Origin of the sequence: beta proteobacterium MWH-UniP1 (assembly GCA_036362785.1) — a bacterium.
Taxonomy (GTDB): domain Bacteria; phylum Pseudomonadota; class Gammaproteobacteria; order Burkholderiales; family Burkholderiaceae_A; genus Lacustribacter.
This window is the reverse complement of sequence record CP143625.1, coordinates 1,496,080-1,511,811: the sequence shown is the minus strand read 5'-3', so window position 1 is coordinate 1,511,811 and position 15,732 is coordinate 1,496,080. Positions and strand designations below refer to the sequence as shown.

14 protein-coding genes, 3 tRNA genes and 2 pseudogenes are annotated in these 15,732 nt (G+C 54.6%); 11 read left to right on the top strand and 8 right to left on the bottom strand.

The annotated features are described in order from the left end of the window. Nucleotides 1-132 precede the first annotated feature (132 nt). From ftsH to glmM, 3 genes are all read left to right on the top strand, one after another. The gene (gene ftsH, locus AOB54_07395) at nucleotides 133-2,016 is read left to right on the top strand and encodes an ATP-dependent zinc metalloprotease FtsH (GenBank protein WVN41304.1); all 1,884 of its coding nucleotides are present in this window, start codon (nucleotides 133-135) and stop codon (nucleotides 2,014-2,016) included. A gap of 78 nt (nucleotides 2,017-2,094) precedes the next feature. After that, entirely contained in the window at nucleotides 2,095-2,931 is an 837-nt protein-coding gene (folP, locus tag AOB54_07390; protein ID WVN41303.1) for a dihydropteroate synthase, read from the top strand. Continuing rightward, complete coding sequence (gene glmM / locus AOB54_07385) at nucleotides 2,928-4,298, top strand: phosphoglucosamine mutase (GenBank protein WVN41302.1); 1,371 nt, start codon at nucleotides 2,928-2,930, stop codon at nucleotides 4,296-4,298. Before folP ends, glmM begins: the two co-directional genes overlap by 4 nt. Before the next feature lie 2 nt (nucleotides 4,299-4,300). On the opposite strand, the pseudogene AOB54_07380 reads toward glmM, so the two are convergent. Further along, nucleotides 4,301-4,462: pseudogene (locus tag AOB54_07380) on the bottom strand (diacylglycerol kinase). Nucleotides 4,463-4,467: 5 nt separating this feature from the next. On the opposite strand from AOB54_07380, the gene AOB54_07375 reads away from it, so the two are divergent. The 5 genes from AOB54_07375 to pstB all read left to right on the top strand — a co-directional run bounded on the left by AOB54_07375 (nucleotide 4,468) and on the right by pstB (nucleotide 9,093). Continuing rightward, entirely contained in the window at nucleotides 4,468-5,124 is a 657-nt protein-coding gene (locus AOB54_07375; protein ID WVN42801.1) for a GNAT family N-acyltransferase, read from the top strand. 158 nt (nucleotides 5,125-5,282) lie between these two features. Then, the gene (gene pstS, locus AOB54_07370) at nucleotides 5,283-6,311 is read left to right on the top strand and encodes a phosphate ABC transporter substrate-binding protein PstS (GenBank protein ID WVN41301.1); all 1,029 of its coding nucleotides are present in this window, start codon (nucleotides 5,283-5,285) and stop codon (nucleotides 6,309-6,311) included. 96 nt (nucleotides 6,312-6,407) lie between these two features. Continuing rightward, a complete protein-coding gene (gene pstC, locus AOB54_07365; GenBank protein WVN41300.1) occupies nucleotides 6,408-7,391 on the top strand; it encodes a phosphate ABC transporter permease subunit PstC in 984 nt (327 codons plus the stop codon). Next, a complete protein-coding gene (gene pstA / locus AOB54_07360) occupies nucleotides 7,388-8,242 on the top strand; it encodes a phosphate ABC transporter permease PstA (GenBank protein WVN41299.1) in 855 nt (284 codons plus the stop codon). The genes pstC and pstA overlap by 4 nt, the downstream gene beginning before the upstream one ends. A gap of 71 nt (nucleotides 8,243-8,313) precedes the next feature. After that, nucleotides 8,314-9,093 carry a phosphate ABC transporter ATP-binding protein PstB gene (gene pstB, locus AOB54_07355; GenBank protein WVN41298.1) on the top strand — a complete coding sequence of 260 codons (780 nt, stop codon included), beginning with the start codon at nucleotides 8,314-8,316 and terminating at the stop codon, nucleotides 9,091-9,093. A 45-nt stretch (nucleotides 9,094-9,138) separates the two neighbouring features. On the opposite strand, the gene AOB54_07350 is transcribed toward pstB, so the two are convergent. Then, on the bottom strand, nucleotides 9,139-9,657 hold the full coding sequence (locus tag AOB54_07350) for a VUT family protein (protein ID WVN41297.1): 519 nt from the start codon (nucleotides 9,655-9,657) through the stop codon (nucleotides 9,139-9,141). A 74-nt stretch (nucleotides 9,658-9,731) separates the two neighbouring features. Here AOB54_07350 and AOB54_07345 point away from each other — a divergent pair. From AOB54_07345 to AOB54_07335, 3 genes are all read left to right on the top strand, one after another. Further along, nucleotides 9,732-9,808: transfer RNA gene (locus tag AOB54_07345), tRNA-Pro, on the top strand. A 35-nt stretch (nucleotides 9,809-9,843) separates the two neighbouring features. Continuing rightward, nucleotides 9,844-9,920: transfer RNA gene (locus AOB54_07340), tRNA-Arg, on the top strand. A 36-nt stretch (nucleotides 9,921-9,956) separates the two neighbouring features. Further along, nucleotides 9,957-10,032 (top strand) — tRNA-His (locus AOB54_07335). On the opposite strand, the gene arsB is transcribed toward AOB54_07335, so the two are convergent. From arsB to AOB54_07305, 6 genes and pseudogenes are all read right to left on the bottom strand, one after another. Further along, the gene (gene arsB / locus AOB54_07330) at nucleotides 10,033-11,061 is read right to left on the bottom strand and encodes an ACR3 family arsenite efflux transporter (protein WVN41296.1); all 1,029 of its coding nucleotides are present in this window, start codon (nucleotides 11,059-11,061) and stop codon (nucleotides 10,033-10,035) included. Further along, complete coding sequence (locus AOB54_07325) at nucleotides 11,058-11,546, bottom strand: arsenate reductase ArsC (GenBank protein WVN41295.1); 489 nt, start codon at nucleotides 11,544-11,546, stop codon at nucleotides 11,058-11,060. The genes arsB and AOB54_07325 overlap by 4 nt, the downstream gene beginning before the upstream one ends. Then, nucleotides 11,543-11,872, bottom strand: coding sequence for a metalloregulator ArsR/SmtB family transcription factor (locus tag AOB54_07320; protein ID WVN41294.1), 330 nt, complete (start codon nucleotides 11,870-11,872; stop codon nucleotides 11,543-11,545). Before AOB54_07320 ends, AOB54_07325 begins: the two co-directional genes overlap by 4 nt. A 135-nt stretch (nucleotides 11,873-12,007) precedes the next feature. After that, a complete protein-coding gene (locus AOB54_07315; protein WVN41293.1) occupies nucleotides 12,008-13,954 on the bottom strand; it encodes a PhoX family phosphatase in 1,947 nt (648 codons plus the stop codon). A gap of 4 nt (nucleotides 13,955-13,958) precedes the next feature. Further along, nucleotides 13,959-14,843: an archaetidylserine decarboxylase gene (asd, locus tag AOB54_07310; protein ID WVN41292.1), complete on the bottom strand. Its 885-nt coding sequence runs from the start codon at nucleotides 14,841-14,843 to the stop codon at nucleotides 13,959-13,961. A gap of 507 nt (nucleotides 14,844-15,350) precedes the next feature. Beyond that, nucleotides 15,351-15,689, bottom strand: a pseudogene (locus AOB54_07305) (Mpo1-like protein). Between the last annotated feature and the right edge of the window lie 43 nt (nucleotides 15,690-15,732).

The following is a 15,732-nucleotide window of genomic DNA, read 5'->3' as shown; positions in this document are numbered from 1 at the left end:
CCCTATGGTGGGGATATAAAAATCTCATTGAGGAAACTAAGCCCGAGGCATAGAATCCAAGTAACTTGCTGGGGTTTTCAGTCACCTGCAGTTTCGATGTTTTATTGATGTTTTCTTGAAGGAGTAGTGCCCTTGAACAACATGATCCCCAAGGCCGCCATATGGATGGTGATTGCGCTGGTCCTGTTCACGGTGTTTCGTCAGTTTGACAATCGCCAGACCCGCGGCCAAGAGGTCCCGTATTCGCAGTTCATGGAAGACGCGCGTCAGGGCCGGATTAAGTCCGCCAGCGTCGAGGGCCGCACGGTTCGCGCCGTCACGTCTGACGAGCGTCAAATATCGGTCAATACTCCCCAGGATCTCTGGATGGTCTCTGATCTCATGAAGTATGGGGTTCGGGTCTCTGCAAAAGCAGAAGAAGAGCCTTCTCTGCTCATGAGCATCTTCGTGTCTTGGTTCCCCATGCTGCTTTTGATTGCGGTCTGGGTGTTCTTTATGCGACAGATGCAGGGCGGTGGCAAGGGCGGCGCGTTCTCCTTTGGGAAATCTCGCGCCCGTCTGTTGGATGAGAACACCAACCCCGTCACGTTTGCCGATGTCGCTGGTTGCGACGAGGCCAAAGAAGATGTGGTCGAGCTCGTTGAGTTTTTACGCGACCCTTCCAAGTTCCAGAAGCTTGGCGGCCGCATTCCTCGTGGCGTGTTGATGGTGGGTCAGCCGGGTACCGGTAAGACCCTGTTGGCAAAGGCCATCGCAGGCGAGGCCAAGGTGCCGTTCTTCTCCATCTCTGGCTCTGACTTCGTTGAGATGTTTGTGGGTGTGGGTGCTGCCCGTGTCCGCGACATGTTTGAGCAGGCCAAGAAAAACGCGCCTTGCATCATCTTCATTGATGAGATTGATGCGGTTGGCCGTCAGCGTGGTGCTGGCCTGGGTGGCGGCAATGACGAGCGTGAACAAACATTGAACCAGATGCTTGTGGAAATGGACGGCTTTGAAACCGGCCAGGGCATTATCGTGATCGCTGCAACCAACCGCCCCGATGTGTTGGACCCCGCGCTGTTGCGCCCCGGCCGCTTTGACCGTCAGGTGGTGGTCAGCCTGCCCGATGTCCGTGGCCGTGAGCAGATCCTCAACGTGCACATGCGCAAGGTTCCCATTGCAACCGACGTTCGCGCCGACATCCTGGCCCGCGGTACGCCTGGTTTTTCTGGTGCTGATTTGGCCAACTTGGTGAACGAAGCCGCGCTTTTTGCCGCGCGCCGTAATGGCCGTGTGGTGGAAATGAGTGACTTCGAAAAGGCCAAAGACAAGATCATGATGGGCGCTGAGCGCAAGTCCATCGTCATGCCGGAAGAAGAGCGTAAGAACACCGCCTATCACGAGTCTGGCCATGCCTTGGTGGCACGCATGCTGCCCAAGACCGACCCAGTGCATAAGGTCACCATCATTCCTCGTGGCCGTGCGTTGGGCGTGACCATGCAGTTGCCCGAGGGTGATCGTTACAGCATGGACAAAGAGCGCATGCTCAGCACCATTGCGGTCTTGTTTGGTGGCCGTATTGCCGAAGAAGTCTTTATGAATCAGATGACCACCGGTGCATCCAATGACTTTGAGCGCGCCACGGCGTTGGCCCGTGACATGGTAACCCGTTACGGCATGAGTGATTCGCTCGGCGTGATGGTCTATGCGGAAAACGAAGGCGAGGTCTTCCTTGGCCGTTCGGTCACCAAGACTACCCACGTGTCGGAAAGCACCATGCAAAAGGTAGATGCCGAGATTCGTGCCATTCTGGACGAGCAGTATGCCGTTGCCCGCAAGATCATCGAGGACAACAAAGACAAGATGCACTCCATGGCCAATGCATTGCTGGAGTGGGAAACGATTGATGCTGATCAGATCAACGACATCATCGAAGGTCGCCCACCGCGCCCACCGAAAAATGCCGGACCGGGCAACACGCCAAGTTCTGGCCAGGGCCCAACGGGTGTTGCACCCACTGCCCCGGCAGCAGCTTAAGCGTTAGTGACCATCACAAACGGCGGGGTAGCCCCAAGGTTGCCCCGCCGTTTTTCGTTAAAGACTCCCAATCGCACTATGTCGACCGTATTTCAGTGTGGCCGTTTTTCAATACCGCTAGATCGGCCCAAGATCATGGGCATTGTGAATGTCACGCCCGATTCTTTTTCTGATGGCGGTCAGCATGACACAGCCGAGCAGGCCATCGCCCACGCAAAGTTACTGATTAGCCAGGGCGCCGATATTCTGGACATTGGTGGCGAGTCCACTCGGCCTGGTGCGGCACCGGTAAGCGTGGAAGAAGAGTTGCAGCGTGTGCTTCCGGTCTTGCGCGGCGTGATGGATCTGGGTGTTCCCATTTCAATTGACACCCGTCGACCGCAGGTGATGAAAGAAGCGGTCGCTCTGGGTGTGGACCTACTCAACGATATCAACGGCTTTCGAGACCCGCAGGCCTTTGAGGCCGCCGTGAATTCGTCTTGTGGGCTTTGCATCATGCATATGCTGGGTGAGCCCCGCACCATGCAAGACAACCCGCAATACAGCGATGTGGTGGGCGAGGTCACCGACTTTTTAATGGCCCGTTGCCAGGCCTTTGTGGATCGAGGCGTGGATCGCCGTCGGCTGCTGATCGACCCCGGCTTTGGCTTTGGCAAGAGCCTGGAACACAACCTGGCATTGATGCGGGCCATTGGCCAGATGGCGGCGCAGCAGCCGATCTTGGTGGGGGTGTCGCGTAAGCGGATGATCGCCGGCCTGCTCGGCCAGGACTACCCCCCAGACCAACGGGTCACCGGTAGTGTGGTGGCCGCCTTGTGGGCTGCCGATCAGGGCGCCCAGATCCTGCGTGTACATGATGTCCAAGAAACCGCCCAGGCGCTTGCCGTCTGGTCGGCGATTAAAATGCCAGCATGAGCAGAAAATACTTCGGCACCGATGGCATTCGGGGCAAGGTCGGCCAGGCCCCCATCACCCCAGATTTTGTCCTGCGGCTTGGCATGGCCGCTGGCCAGGTCTTCGCAAAGGCTGCATCTGGCGCGCAGACAGATGGCGGAGCACACCCCACCGTTTTGATCGGCAAAGACACGCGTATTTCTGGCTACATGCTGGAGTCGGCGCTTGAATCCGGGTTTAGCGCCGCCGGTGTGAATGTGCTCTTGGTCGGGCCGATGCCCACCCCCGCAGTGGCTTATCTCACGCGTGCCTTGCGCCTGTCAGCGGGTATTGTGATCAGCGCCTCACACAATCCCTTTGATGACAACGGCATTAAGTTTTTTAATGGCCAGGGTGAAAAGCTATCGGATGCGATTGAGCAGGCGATCGAAACCGCACTGGATAGCCCGCTGACTTGTGTTGCTTCGGCAGATTTGGGCAAGGTTCGTCGTCTACAAGACGCATCCGGCCGTTACATTGAATTTTGTAAAAACACTTTTCCATCGGCCTTGTCACTGCGTGGCTTAAAGCTGGTGATTGATTGTGCCCATGGGGCGGGCTATCAGGTCGCGCCCCCCGTCTTTCATGAACTGGGCGCAGAAGTGGTGGTGATGGGACACGAGCCCGATGGCTTTAATATCAATGATCATGTGGGTGCCACACACCCAGAAGCGCTGGCCAAACGGGTCGTTGCAGAGTCGGCCGATTACGGCATTGCCCTTGATGGTGACGGCGATCGCCTGATTATGGTGGACCGAAGCGGCACTGTATTCGACGGTGATCAATTGCTGTACGCGATTGTGAAAGACCGGCTGCGCCACGTCAGTGTGGATTCGGTAACCGGTGTCGTGGGCACGCTTATGACCAATCTTGGCTTTGAGCAGGCCGTCAATCGATTGCATCTGGATTTTCGGCGCGCCAAGGTGGGCGATCGGTATGTGATGGAAATGCTCAAAGAAACCGGCTGGAATCTGGGCGGTGAGTCTTCGGGGCATATCTTGTGTCTGGACCAACACACCACGGGCGACGGCATCGTGAGTGCTTTGCAGGTCTTGGCGGCCATCGTTCGCTTTCAGCAGCCGCTTGCCCAGATTGTGTCGGATTTCCAGCGCTTCCCGCAGACCATGATCAATGTTCCCGTAGCGGCGGGTAGCGATTGGCAAAAGATCGCAGCAATCAAACAGGCCTGCACTGACGCGCAGCAGGCACTTGGCCAGCAGGGCCGCTTATTAATCCGGGCATCGGGCACCGAGCCGGTGGTCCGGGTCATGGTCGAGGCCAACGATGCGCTGCTTGCCAAAACCACGGCAACACAAGTCGCCGATGTGCTGCGCGCCCACGCGGGCTGACCTTAGATCAGCACAAAAGTCCAAACAATCACCACATTAATAATCGCCCCGAGTACCGCGGCGCTCCCAATATCTTTCACCTTTTTCGACAGCGGATTTGATTCCGTTGAAATCCGATCCACGGTCTTTTCGATCGCCGTATTGAGTAGCTCTACGATCAGCACAGCGTCTGCGTTTCTCTGTATTTCAGGCCGAGTACGGTGCGGTATTTTCTAGCTCAGCATCGGGTATTGATGAAGATGAATTCGATGATTACTGTGAGCACCTGATTGTTCGTTTGTCCCAGACCCAAGAGATTGTCGGCACCTATCGGCTGCTGACGCCTTATCAGGCAAAGCGCATTGGCCGCTACTACAGCCAGAGCGAATTCTTTATGCCAAGGATCGAACGTAATGTTCCGGATTTGATCGAGCTGGGCCGATCCTGCGTGCACCCAGAGCATCGTAACGGCGTGGTCATCATGCTGCTCTGGTCCGCAATCGCCCGGTTTATGAAGCATCACGGCCATCAGCATCTGATTGGCTGTGCCAGTGTCAGCATGAGAGACGGTGGTGCCCTGGCCGCCTCGCTATGGGGCCAGTTTCGCCAAGATGCAATGGTCGACCCAATGTTGGAAGCCTTCCCTAAACATCCGCTTCAGCTTGATGAGATCCCGCGTCTAGCGAAGGTAGAGGTACCCCCGCTGATTCGCGGTTATCTTCGAATTGGGGCCCGAATCTGTGGTGAACCCAATTGGGACCCTGACTTTAATTCGGCCGATTTTCTAATGCTTCTGGATCTACAAAAGATTGACCCCCGCTACGGAAAACATTTTGGGCTTCTGTAACTAATTGATTTTTAAAGAATTTTTTGTTTTTGCGCTGCAATAGTGTCACGAATTTGAAACATTCGGCTCGTAAATTACGCCTACCCCTTAGTGGGAAGCGATCCGAGATCGGAGAGTTTGAAGTGAAAACAGTTGGTAACTTGAATAGGAATGAAAACATGACATCAACGCTTAAGAAGTACCTGATTGCGGCTGTGTCTGCGATTGCTGTGATCAGCTCCGCTAAGGCGGCTAACATCACTGGCGCAGGTGCAACCTTCCCGTACCCGATCTATGCCAAGTGGGCTGAAGCTTACAAAAAGACCACCAATGTTGGTCTGAACTATCAGTCGATTGGTTCTTCCGGCGGCATTCGCCAAATCCGTGCCAAGACCGTGACCTTCGGCGGCACCGATGCGCCCGTATCTGGTGCTGATCTTGATAAAGACGGCATGATTCAGTTCCCCACCGTGCTCGGCGGCGTTGTTCCCGTGATTAACCTCGATGGTTTCAAGCCGGGTGAACTCCGTGTCACCGGTGAAGTTCTTGCAGAAATGTTCTCAGGCGATATCGCCAAGTGGAACGACCCAAAAATCGCCAAGCTCAACCCCGGTAAGAAATTGCCTGACCAGGCAATCACCGTGGTACACCGTGCTGACGGTTCCGGCACTACCTTCATTTTCACAGACTACCTGAACGAAGTCAGCAAACTGTGGAAAGACAAAGTTGGTAAAGGCGCTGCAGTGAAGTGGCCCGCAGCTTCCTCGGTTGGTGGCAAAGGTAACGAAGGCGTTGCCGCAAACGTAAGCCGTGTAAAAGGTGCGATTGGCTATGTTGAGTATGCGTACGCCAAGAAAAACAAGATCCCCCATCTGCAACTGCAGAACCGTGGCAACCAGTTTGTCAATCCTGACGACGACACATTTGCGGCCGCAGCTGCGGGTGCAGATTGGTTTAGCGTTCCTGGCATGGGCATCTCCTTGGTGAACCAAAAGGGCGCAAAGGCATGGCCGATTACTGGCGCAACGTTTGTGCTGATGTACAAACAGCCCGTAGACAAGGCAGCTTCTGCTGACGCAATCAAGTTCTTCGACTGGGCCTTCAAGAACGGCAAAGGTATGGCTGCCGAGCTGGATTATGTGCCGCTGCCCGATGCCTTGACTGCACAGATTCGTGACAAGGTTTGGTCACAGGTTAACCTGAAGTAATAAAAGCAATATTTATGAAAACCGCGGGCTAATTCCTGACATTCATCAGGGTCCCGCAGTTGTGTCGTCTGTAAAACAGCATTATCTGGAGTACCTATGAGTCCCTCTGCCGATTCGCAAGCCCTGGAGCAACGCCGGCTTGCTGTCGTAAAAACCCAGCGAACCCAGGATTGGTTCTTCCACAAGATCACCATGGTGTTTTCTTTGCTGGTCTTGGTGTCTTTGGTCGGCATTTTGGTGTCTCTCTTTATCAACGCCTGGCCGGCGTTTCAAAAATTTGGCATTGAGTTTTTATGGCGTGTCGAATGGGACATCATTAATGAAGAATTCGGCGCGCTGATTGCAATTTACGGAACGATTGCCAGCGCAACAATTGCACTCTTGATTGCGGTGCCGCTTGCCTTCGGGATCGCACTCTTTCTTACCGAGACTTGTCCCGTTTGGCTACGTCGGCCTTTGGGAACAGCGATTGAATTACTTGCGGCGGTACCGTCGATCATCTACGGTATGTTCGGCTTGTTCATCTTTGCGCCCTTATTCGCCGAGTATGGACAGCCGGCATTACAGTCCACGCTGGGTCAAATGCCGTTGATTGGGCCGCTCTTTGGCGGGGCAACCAACGGAATCGGTATTTTGGCGGCCGGCATCATCCTGGCCTTCATGGTGCTGCCGTTCATCGCCGCGGTGATGCGTGATGTGTTCGAGATCGTCCCCCCAATCCTTCGTGAGTCCGCTTATGGGGTTGGCTGCACCACTTGGGAAGTCGTGCGCTATGTGGTGCTGCCCTACACCAACAAGGGTGTGATCGGCGGCATCATGCTTGGCCTGGGCCGTGCCCTTGGCGAGACCATGGCGGTCACCTTTGTGATCGGAAACTCCCAGCGCCTGCTTCCTTCGTTGTTTGCACCGGGAACCTCGATTGCCTCGACCCTTGCCAATGAGTTTGGCGAGGCAGGTGATTTTCACTTGAACACATTGTTTGCGCTGGGCTTTTTGCTGTTCGTGATTACGTTCTTCGTGCTCGCGTTCGCCAAGATTCTGATTATTCGCACGGAGCGCGCAAAAGGAGCGAAGACATGAACATCAATCAGCGTCTTTATCAAAAAAGAAAGTTCGTTAACTCGATCGGGCTAACCTTATCCATGTCGGCCATGGGGCTGGGACTATTTGTCCTGCTGTGGATTTTGACCATTCTGTTTGCCAATGGTTTTGCTGCGCTTGATTGGGCCCTGTTTACCCAGTCCACACCAGCACCGGGGTCTGAGGGCGGCGGTCTTGCCAACGCGATTGTCGGCAGTCTAATGATGATTGCCGTCACAGCGTTCGTGAGCACGCCAATTGGTATTTTTGCGGGTGTGTACTTGGCCGAGTTTGGTGACGAAAGTAAGACGGCAGAAATCACGCGATTCGTGACCGACATCATGTTAAGCGCACCGTCCATCGTGCTGGGTCTGTTTGTCTACGCCATTCTGGTTGCTCAGCAGAAGCATTTTTCGGGCTGGGCGGGCAGCCTTGCCTTGTGTTTGATTGCGATTCCTGTGGTGTTGCGAACAACCGAGAACATGCTTCGGCTTGTTCCCGGTAGTCTTCGCGAGGCCGCATTTGCGCTTGGCGCACCCCGTTGGAAAGTGGCCTCTTATGTCACCCTTCGGGCTGCGAAGTCAGGTGTGGTGACTGGTCTGCTGTTGGCGATTGCGCGCATCAGCGGTGAGACGGCTCCTCTGTTGTTCACGGCACTAAATAATCAGTTCTTCTCAACCAACATGAACGCACCGATGGCCAACCTGCCCGTGGTGATTTTCCAGTTTGCCATGAGCCCCTACGACAACTGGGTCCGGCTTGCCTGGGGTGGTGCATTGTTAATCACCCTGGCAGTGTTGGTGCTGAATGTTGTGGCCCGGGTGTTTTTCCGAGAAAAAGGCCAGCGATAACCTAGTTGAGTGATCGGGGCAGGGCCAAGTGCCCGCCCGTGGATGAAAAAAGACATGAAAGAAAGTAGACCATGACGCAGAACACCGAATTCGATTTCAAGACCGCCCTGCAAATCCGTAATCTGAATTTCTATTACGGCAAGTTCCAGGGTCTCAAAAATATCAATCTCGATATTGCCGAACGCAAAGTAACAGCATTTATCGGCCCGTCGGGCTGCGGTAAATCTACGCTGCTGCGCACGCTGAATCGGATGTACAGCCTGTATCCCGGCCAACGTGCCGAAGGCGAGATCAATTTTTACGGTAAAAACATTCTCGACGCCAAACAGGACTTAAACCTACTCCGCGCTCAAATCGGTATGGTCTTCCAAAAGCCCACGCCGTTTCCCATGTCCATTTACGACAACATCGCCTTTGGCGTTCGTCTGTATGAGCCGTTGTCAAAAGGCGAAATGGATGCTCGTGTGGAGTGGGCCCTGACCAAGACTGCACTGTGGAACGAAGTCAAAGACAAGCTAAATCAGAGCGGTCTTGCGCTATCAGGCGGTCAACAGCAGCGTCTCTGTATTGCGCGCTCGGTGGCGGTGAAGCCATCGGTGATTCTTCTGGACGAGCCTACTTCGGCCTTGGATCCAATTTCAACGGCCAAGGTGGAAGAGCTGGTGCATGAACTGAAATCAGACTACACAGTGGCCATCGTGACGCATAACATGCAGCAGGCTGCCCGGGTATCCGACTTTACGGCCTACATGTATCTTGGCGAGATGATTGAATTCGGAAAAACCGACGAAATCTTCATCAAGCCCAAACGACAAGAAACCGAGGACTACATCACGGGTCGTTTTGGCTGATGGCTTGGCCGCATGTCAATGCGGCCATTTTTAATGGCGGGTGAATTACTGCTCCGCAGCTTGTCGTCGAACAACAAGGCGATTGAGCACCAAAGACCAGACTGCTCCGCCCGCCACCTTTGCTGCGAATTGCAGCAGCACAATGTGCGGCAGTAGCCCGCCAAAGGCGATCGTGGGGAAAAGCAGGGAGTCGGTTGCCGCACCGGCAATGTTGGAGCTGTTGGCCCGCTGAACCCATTTGCGGTGCCGCATTAACTGATAGACCAGCGAATCGACCGTCATGGCACAGACAAAGGCCGTGATGCTTGCTATTGCAATCTTGCCGCTGGCCGGGTTGAGCAGGTAGGAAATCAGCCCTGCCACCACCACCAGCCCCCCAATCTTCAGGGCCAAATGGCGCCCCTGCCAGGCGTCGTGCAGCTTGTCTCGTAGCGTGAGATCCAGCCCGATCAGGAAAAACGCATTGATGGGGCTAAACCAGGGGCCAAGCCAGGCCACCAACAGGTTTGCCCCGGTCATGGCGGCGATATAGATCAGGGTCAGGTGAACCGTTGTCATGGGCATGGCGCGCAGGCGTATTCAGGAGCGAGATTGTCGCTTAAAAAGCCCCGTTGCGCCTGTTATAATCTCGGGCTTCTCGGGGTGTAGCGCAGTCTGGTAGCGCATCTGCTTTGGGAGCAGAGGGTCGGGAGTTCGAATCTCTCCACCCCGACCAGGCTAGCTTGTAAAGCCTGGCGTTGTGTCGGCCCGCTGCCGGTAGCTCAGTCGGATAGAGCAACAGCCTTCTAAGCTGTAGGTCGGGGGTTCGATTCCCTCCCGGCAGGCCATTGGCGCAGGCCGGGGACAACGTTGTTGAGTCAGTGGTGGCCGTAGCTCAGTTGGTAGAGTCCAGGATTGTGATTCCTGTTGTCGTGGGTTCGAGTCCCATCGGCCACCCCACTATCTCGCCAAGCCTTTTTCGTACCAGCCTTTTGATCGGTTCACGACACTGACCACCAAGAGCATTACCGGAACTTCGATCAGCACCCCCACGACCGTGGCCAGGGCAGCACCTGATTCGAATCCGAACAGACCGATTGCAGCAGCAACGGCAAGCTCAAAAAAATTCGAAGCGCCAATTAATGCAGATGGGCAGGCCACGCTATGTGTTTCGCCCAACCGTCGATTAAGCCAATACGCCAAGGCAGAATTGAAGAACACCTGAATCAGGATTGGCACTGCCAAGAGTGCAATGACCAATGGCTGCTCAATAATGGCCTTTCCCTGAAAACCAAAAAGCAATACCAGGGTAAGCAGCAGGGCGGCAATGGACCAGGGGCCAATCCAATGCATGGCGCGGTCAAAGGCCTGCTCGCCTTTCGCAAGCAAATGTCTTCGCCACGCCTGGGCGATCAATACGGGAATCACAATGTAGAGCACTACCGAGATCAGCAGCGTCGACCATGGCACTGTGATCGAGGAGATTCCCAATAGAAACGCTACCAGTGGCGCAAAGGCGAAAATCATGATGGTGTCGTTTAACGCCACCTGTGACAGAGTGAAGAGTGGGTCACCGTTGGAAAGCCTGCTCCAGACAAACACCATGGCAGTGCAGGGGGCTGCGGCAAGCAAGATTAAGCCAGCAATATAGCTATCAATCTGGCCTGCGGGAAGATAAGGCGCGAATAGCTCGCGGATAAACAACCATCCCAACAGCGCCATTGAAAATGGCTTGACAAGCCAATTCACAAAAAGAGTCACGCCAATCCCGCGAACATGTTGGCGAATTTGATGCAGGGCGCCGAAATCCACCTTCACTAACATCGGAATAATCATCACCCAAATCAGTAGTCCCACTGGAAGGTTGACTTGCGCGACCTCCAGGCTTCCGACGGCTTGAAAAAACTCTGGCGATGCCTGCCCTAAGGCAATGCCCGCCACAATACACAAGGCTACCCACAGGGTGAGATAACGTTCAAAAATACTCATGTCGATGCGATCCGGCGAACTTCTGCCTGCAGGCTGATCTGATCAAGCTGTTCAAATGGGAGTGCGGCTAACGCATCAATTCGTCGCGAAAGGCCCTGCATTACTTCGCGAAAGGCGCGACGTTTGGCGTCATCTGAGCCTTGGACCTGAGGTGGGTCTGGAAAGCCCCAGTGGGCGGTCACCGGCTTGCCCGGCCAGACCGGACAGATCTCGCCTGCGGCGTTGTCGCAGACGGTAATAATGAAATCCATCTGGGGGGCACCGCTTATGGCGAATTCATCCCAACTTTTACTGCGAAGCTTCGCTTCGGGATAGCCTAGAGTAAGTGCAATCTCGCGTGCAAAGGGGTTGACTTGGCCGCCCGGCGAAGAGCCAGCAGAGTAGCCAACGAATCGACCGCTTTTGTGAGTCGAAGCAAGCGCCTCTCCAAGAACCGATCGGGCAGAGTTGTGTGTGCAAAGAAAGAGTACGTTGTATTGCTTCATTTGGTTCTCGTCTTTTTAGGGGTGGTTTGTGGAATACATGACTTGCCGCCGCAGCAGTTATCCAGCAAGAAGCCGCTTAGCTTTTGGACCAGCTCTGCATTGGGCCGGTAGATCAAGTGTCGGCTTTGGCGCTCTACCGAAATCAACTGCGCCCGGCTGAGCTCTTTTAGGTGAAAGCTAAGCGTCGCGTTAGGGATGCCCAGTTTTTCCACAATCTCCCCCGGGGATAGCCCTAGATCTCCGCGTTGCACGATGAGCCTAAAGATATTCAGGCGGGACTCCTGGCCGAGGGCGAGGAAGGCGACGATGGCTTGCTGATTGTTCATGTTTCCAATTGTATCGAAATATTGTGACACTTGTGTGACCTGCGCTGGGGTGGCCCAGCGGCCTGGTCTCTCTTATTTTCCCAAAAAAAGGGCCGCCTCATCGGCGGCCCAAACCCTTTCAGCTAAACGGTTTTGTTAGGTGCCAACCGCCTGGCCGTCTTCACGCCAGATGGCAATGGTTGCGGAACGAGGACGTTTATATACGGCAGCATCTGGCCAGGACGAAACTGCCGTTGGGTTGGCCGGATCGGCGCGCTCGCTAGGGCTCTCACCCGGATGCTGGATGTTCACAAACATGGTTTTGTAGTCCGGCGTGATGTCAATGCCGGTGACCTCGCAGCCCTTGGGCCCAATCAAAAACCGACGGAACTCACGGGTCGTTGGGTCAGCGGCATACATGCAGTTGTTGGGCATGTTGGCATAAGCGTTCTTGCCGAGCGTGCTGGTGGAAATGTCGGTCTGTGTCCACAAAATACCGCGCTTATCGAACCATAGGCCATCCGGCGAGCCAAATTGGTCGCCATTGATATTGCCGCGAAGCATGGGGTCTTGTGCCGTTTTGTCCCCGGCTAAGACAAAAATTTCCCATTTGAATGTGGGTGCGGCCGCGTCTTTGTTGAACTCACGCCACCGGACAATATGGCCCATGAGATTTTTTTCTCTTGGGTTGGCCGCGTTAATCGGTGTTTTGCTCCCGCGATCCGAGTTATTGGTCAGGGTGACGTAGACATCATTGGACTTGGGGTGTACTGCAATCCACTCGGGTCGATCCATGGGTGTTGCGCCAACAAAATCCGCAGCCAAACGTGCATTGATTGCGATGTAGGCTTGATCAGGAAAGCCATTTTCTTTTGTCAGCCCATTTTTGCCATGCTCAAGGGCGACCCACTGTCCGGAGCCATTGGACTCAAACCGGCCAACGTAGAGCGTGCCGTTGTCTAACAAACCATCGCCCTTGGGATTTTTCTGGGCATCAAAGGGCAGCTTTGAGACAAATTTGTAGACATATTCATTACGCTGGTCGTCTCCCATGTATACCACCACGCGCCGATCACGGGCGAGCGTGACCCAGGCCCCTTCATGCTTAAAGCGTCCGAGCGCCGTGCGCTTAACTGGCCGACGGCTTGCGTCGCGCGGATCAATCTCAACCACCCAGCCGAAGCGATTTGGCTCGTTAGGGTGTTTGTTGGCGTCAAACCGCTCATCAAACTCGTGCCAGCGATAGCCGAACCCCTTGGCATCAATGCCAACGCGGCGTTCCTCTTGTGATGGGTTGCCAGTCTTGACGAAATATCCGTTGAAGTTTTCTTCGCAGGTCAGGTAAGTACCCCATGGTGTTACGCCGTGCGCGCAGTTATTGAGTGTGCCGAGCACTGTCTTTCCGCTTGGGTCGGCGGCCGTCATCATCAGGGCGTGGCCCGCAGCAGGGCCGCTTACATCGCAAGGTGTAAACGCAGTAATTCGGCGGGTGAGGGGGCTGGGAATAGGCTTCCAGCCACCATCTGGCTGGCGGGCAATCATGCTAACGGTAACGCCGTGTGCCGCCTGGCTTTTACGCACTTTCTCTGCGGTCCAGGGCGTCATCCCGCCGGGGTGGAGCATGCCATCGTCGGTGTATTCATGGTTCACCACCCACAGGCCTTTGGTCGAATCGTGGCCCTGCTCGGGGAAAAAAGCGCAACCGTCATGGTGCATACCAAACTGGCGCTCTTGTTCGGCAGCGCTATTACTGGCGTCTGACGACAACTCCTTTCCAACGCCATCAATCGGGTCTCCCCAGGCGGCCACTACTGACCAGCGATAGCCCGATGGCAGCACGATGTTGTCGGCGGCCTGAGTAATGGAAACGGAATTAAAGCTAAATCCAGTGCGAGGCCTGCTGGTGCTGGCCATGACCGGGTTGGCGTTAAAGAGTGCAGCGATCGCCGAGCCGATTAACAGGCGGCGTCGAATCGGGTTCTTAAGATCCGACACTGGGGTTTTCTGGCTTGGATTGGCAATGGAATCAACAAACTCGTTCACGTAAATGCTCCTGGTAGATAACACTGGCGTGACTCTAGGTTGGCAATGTTTCAAAAGCATGACGTTAGCCCTGTTCGGGCTTGACCAGTCGCATTAGGGCTTCTCCCATGCGAATGGTGTCGCCGGTCTTGATAGAACTCAGAAACTCAAATTCTTGGGGTGCGAACAAGATGATGGTGGATCCGTGCTCAAACCACCCAAGCTCCTCTCCCTTGGCGAATCGGTGATTCGTGTTCACGACCAGTCCGTCTGGGGTGCCGTGATTTAGCGTTGTATCAATGCTGTGAAGCCGAATACTTGCAACAAGTATTGCTGCGACGGGAATCATCAGCAGTGAGAACTGATCGTTCTGGCAGCTGACTTCCAAGACGGCCCGCTCGTTCTTGCAGAACAGCCGTTCGACACGTTTTAGCGCGACTGGATTGACGTTCCAGGTGTCCCCCGAGATGTAGCGAACGCGTTTTAGCGTCCCGTCGATAGGCGCATGGAAACGGTGATACATCGAAGAGGTGATTCTTAGCGTGATGTAACGTGCGTGATTCCACCTTGCCGCATCGTGATCATCAAGAATTAGATCCGCTAGTGCATATGGGAACCCCTTCGCCTGAAAGAGCTGACCGTTTTGAATAGTCCCGAACTCGCCAATAATCGCATCACAGGGGCTGGTGAGTATGGTGGGGTCGGCATCAATGGGCCTTACACCGGATTTGAGTTCGCGAATAAAACAGTCGTGAAGACTGGAAAATTGAGTGGTCTTTGCCTCGTCTAAATTAAGGGGTGCAAAGCGTTGCCAGACCCAGATCGAGACCCTTGCGAGCAAGGGGCTTTTGATCTTGCTAAACCAGCCAATAAATCGCGTCGCTGCCGAGCGCGGAATCCGGTTGGTGAGCAGGAAATTTAAATCTTCCTGCATCAGTAAAGACCGGAGAGCGTGCGCGAGTCGATTCATATCGTCATCTATTCGTCATGTTGGTGTAATACAACGTCCCCATCTGAAATTCAGCTGACCAAGCGATATCGGATTCCGTTTCAATTTCGTAATGCAAGCCTGGACCGGCTCTCGGTTGGCAACATTTGGCAGCAGAGTCAGGGTGCCTGGCTGACTGATTTGGATGGGCAGCGCTTTATTGATGTCAGTGGCTGCTATGGCGTGAATCTTTTTGGGTTGGATTTTTACAAAGAGACAATTGATCAGGCCGTGACACAGGCCAAACCCTTGGGTCCATTTTTGGGGGGCTACCATCCGGCAATTGGGCAGGTGGTGAGCGAATTGATCGACATCTCCGGCATGGACGAGGTGTCGTTTCATATGTCGGGTACCGAGGCGGTGATGCAGGCAGTGCGTTTGGCCCGCTACCCCCAGAAACAACCAGGCCATACCGATCATTCGCAAGGCGGAATCCTCAAAGAGTTCTGGCACAGCCCAGGTGATGGCGGGGGGCCAGACAAATGCAAATACCGGAATGGCCGCCCAGACCGATAACAGCACGACCTTGCGGTTTAGGTTGTAGCCCACCTTGATGGCTTCTTTGTACTCATGCGTGGCTTGGTTGATCACGTCATAGTCTTTTGATTCAAAGAAGAAGTGGCCAGCCTGCCGGGTGGTCATTGCCACCAGCCAGGCAATCAAGGCTGCCATCACAGGGTCAACGAACAACAATGCATAAGCCGCTAAAAACGATAACGCACTCACAAAATGTAGCGACTGGTTGATTCGGCTCTGATGGTAATAACGATGATCATCCCAGCGTTGCACTTCTATCGCTTCATAGAGTTGTTTTAGTGCGTTGGCCATTTGCGCTCTCCCTTCGGGCAATTGAACATGTGTCGCCATACTT

What these genes read in the sequence shown, in the direction of transcription:
- pstS (WVN41301.1), top strand. Translation starts at nt 5,283, where the DNA reads ATGACATCAACGCTTAAGAAGTACCTGATTGCGGCTGTGTCTGCGATT.
- pstB (WVN41298.1), top strand. Translation starts at nt 8,314, where the DNA reads ATGACGCAGAACACCGAATTCGATTTCAAGACCGCCCTGCAAATCCGT.
- AOB54_07350 (WVN41297.1), bottom strand. Translation starts at nt 9,657, where the DNA reads ATGCCCATGACAACGGTTCACCTGACCCTGATCTATATCGCCGCCATG.
- AOB54_07325 (WVN41295.1), bottom strand. Translation starts at nt 11,546, where the DNA reads ATGAAGCAATACAACGTACTCTTTCTTTGCACACACAACTCTGCCCGA.
- pstC (WVN41300.1), top strand. Translation starts at nt 6,408, where the DNA reads ATGAGTCCCTCTGCCGATTCGCAAGCCCTGGAGCAACGCCGGCTTGCT.
- glmM (WVN41302.1), top strand. Translation starts at nt 2,928, where the DNA reads ATGAGCAGAAAATACTTCGGCACCGATGGCATTCGGGGCAAGGTCGGC.
- pstA (WVN41299.1), top strand. Translation starts at nt 7,388, where the DNA reads ATGAACATCAATCAGCGTCTTTATCAAAAAAGAAAGTTCGTTAACTCG.
- asd (WVN41292.1), bottom strand. Translation starts at nt 14,843, where the DNA reads ATGAATCGACTCGCGCACGCTCTCCGGTCTTTACTGATGCAGGAAGAT.
- AOB54_07320 (WVN41294.1), bottom strand. Translation starts at nt 11,872, where the DNA reads ATGAACAATCAGCAAGCCATCGTCGCCTTCCTCGCCCTCGGCCAGGAG.
- AOB54_07315 (WVN41293.1), bottom strand. Translation starts at nt 13,954, where the DNA reads ATGCTTTTGAAACATTGCCAACCTAGAGTCACGCCAGTGTTATCTACC.
- arsB (WVN41296.1), bottom strand. Translation starts at nt 11,061, where the DNA reads ATGAGTATTTTTGAACGTTATCTCACCCTGTGGGTAGCCTTGTGTATT.
- folP (WVN41303.1), top strand. Translation starts at nt 2,095, where the DNA reads ATGTCGACCGTATTTCAGTGTGGCCGTTTTTCAATACCGCTAGATCGG.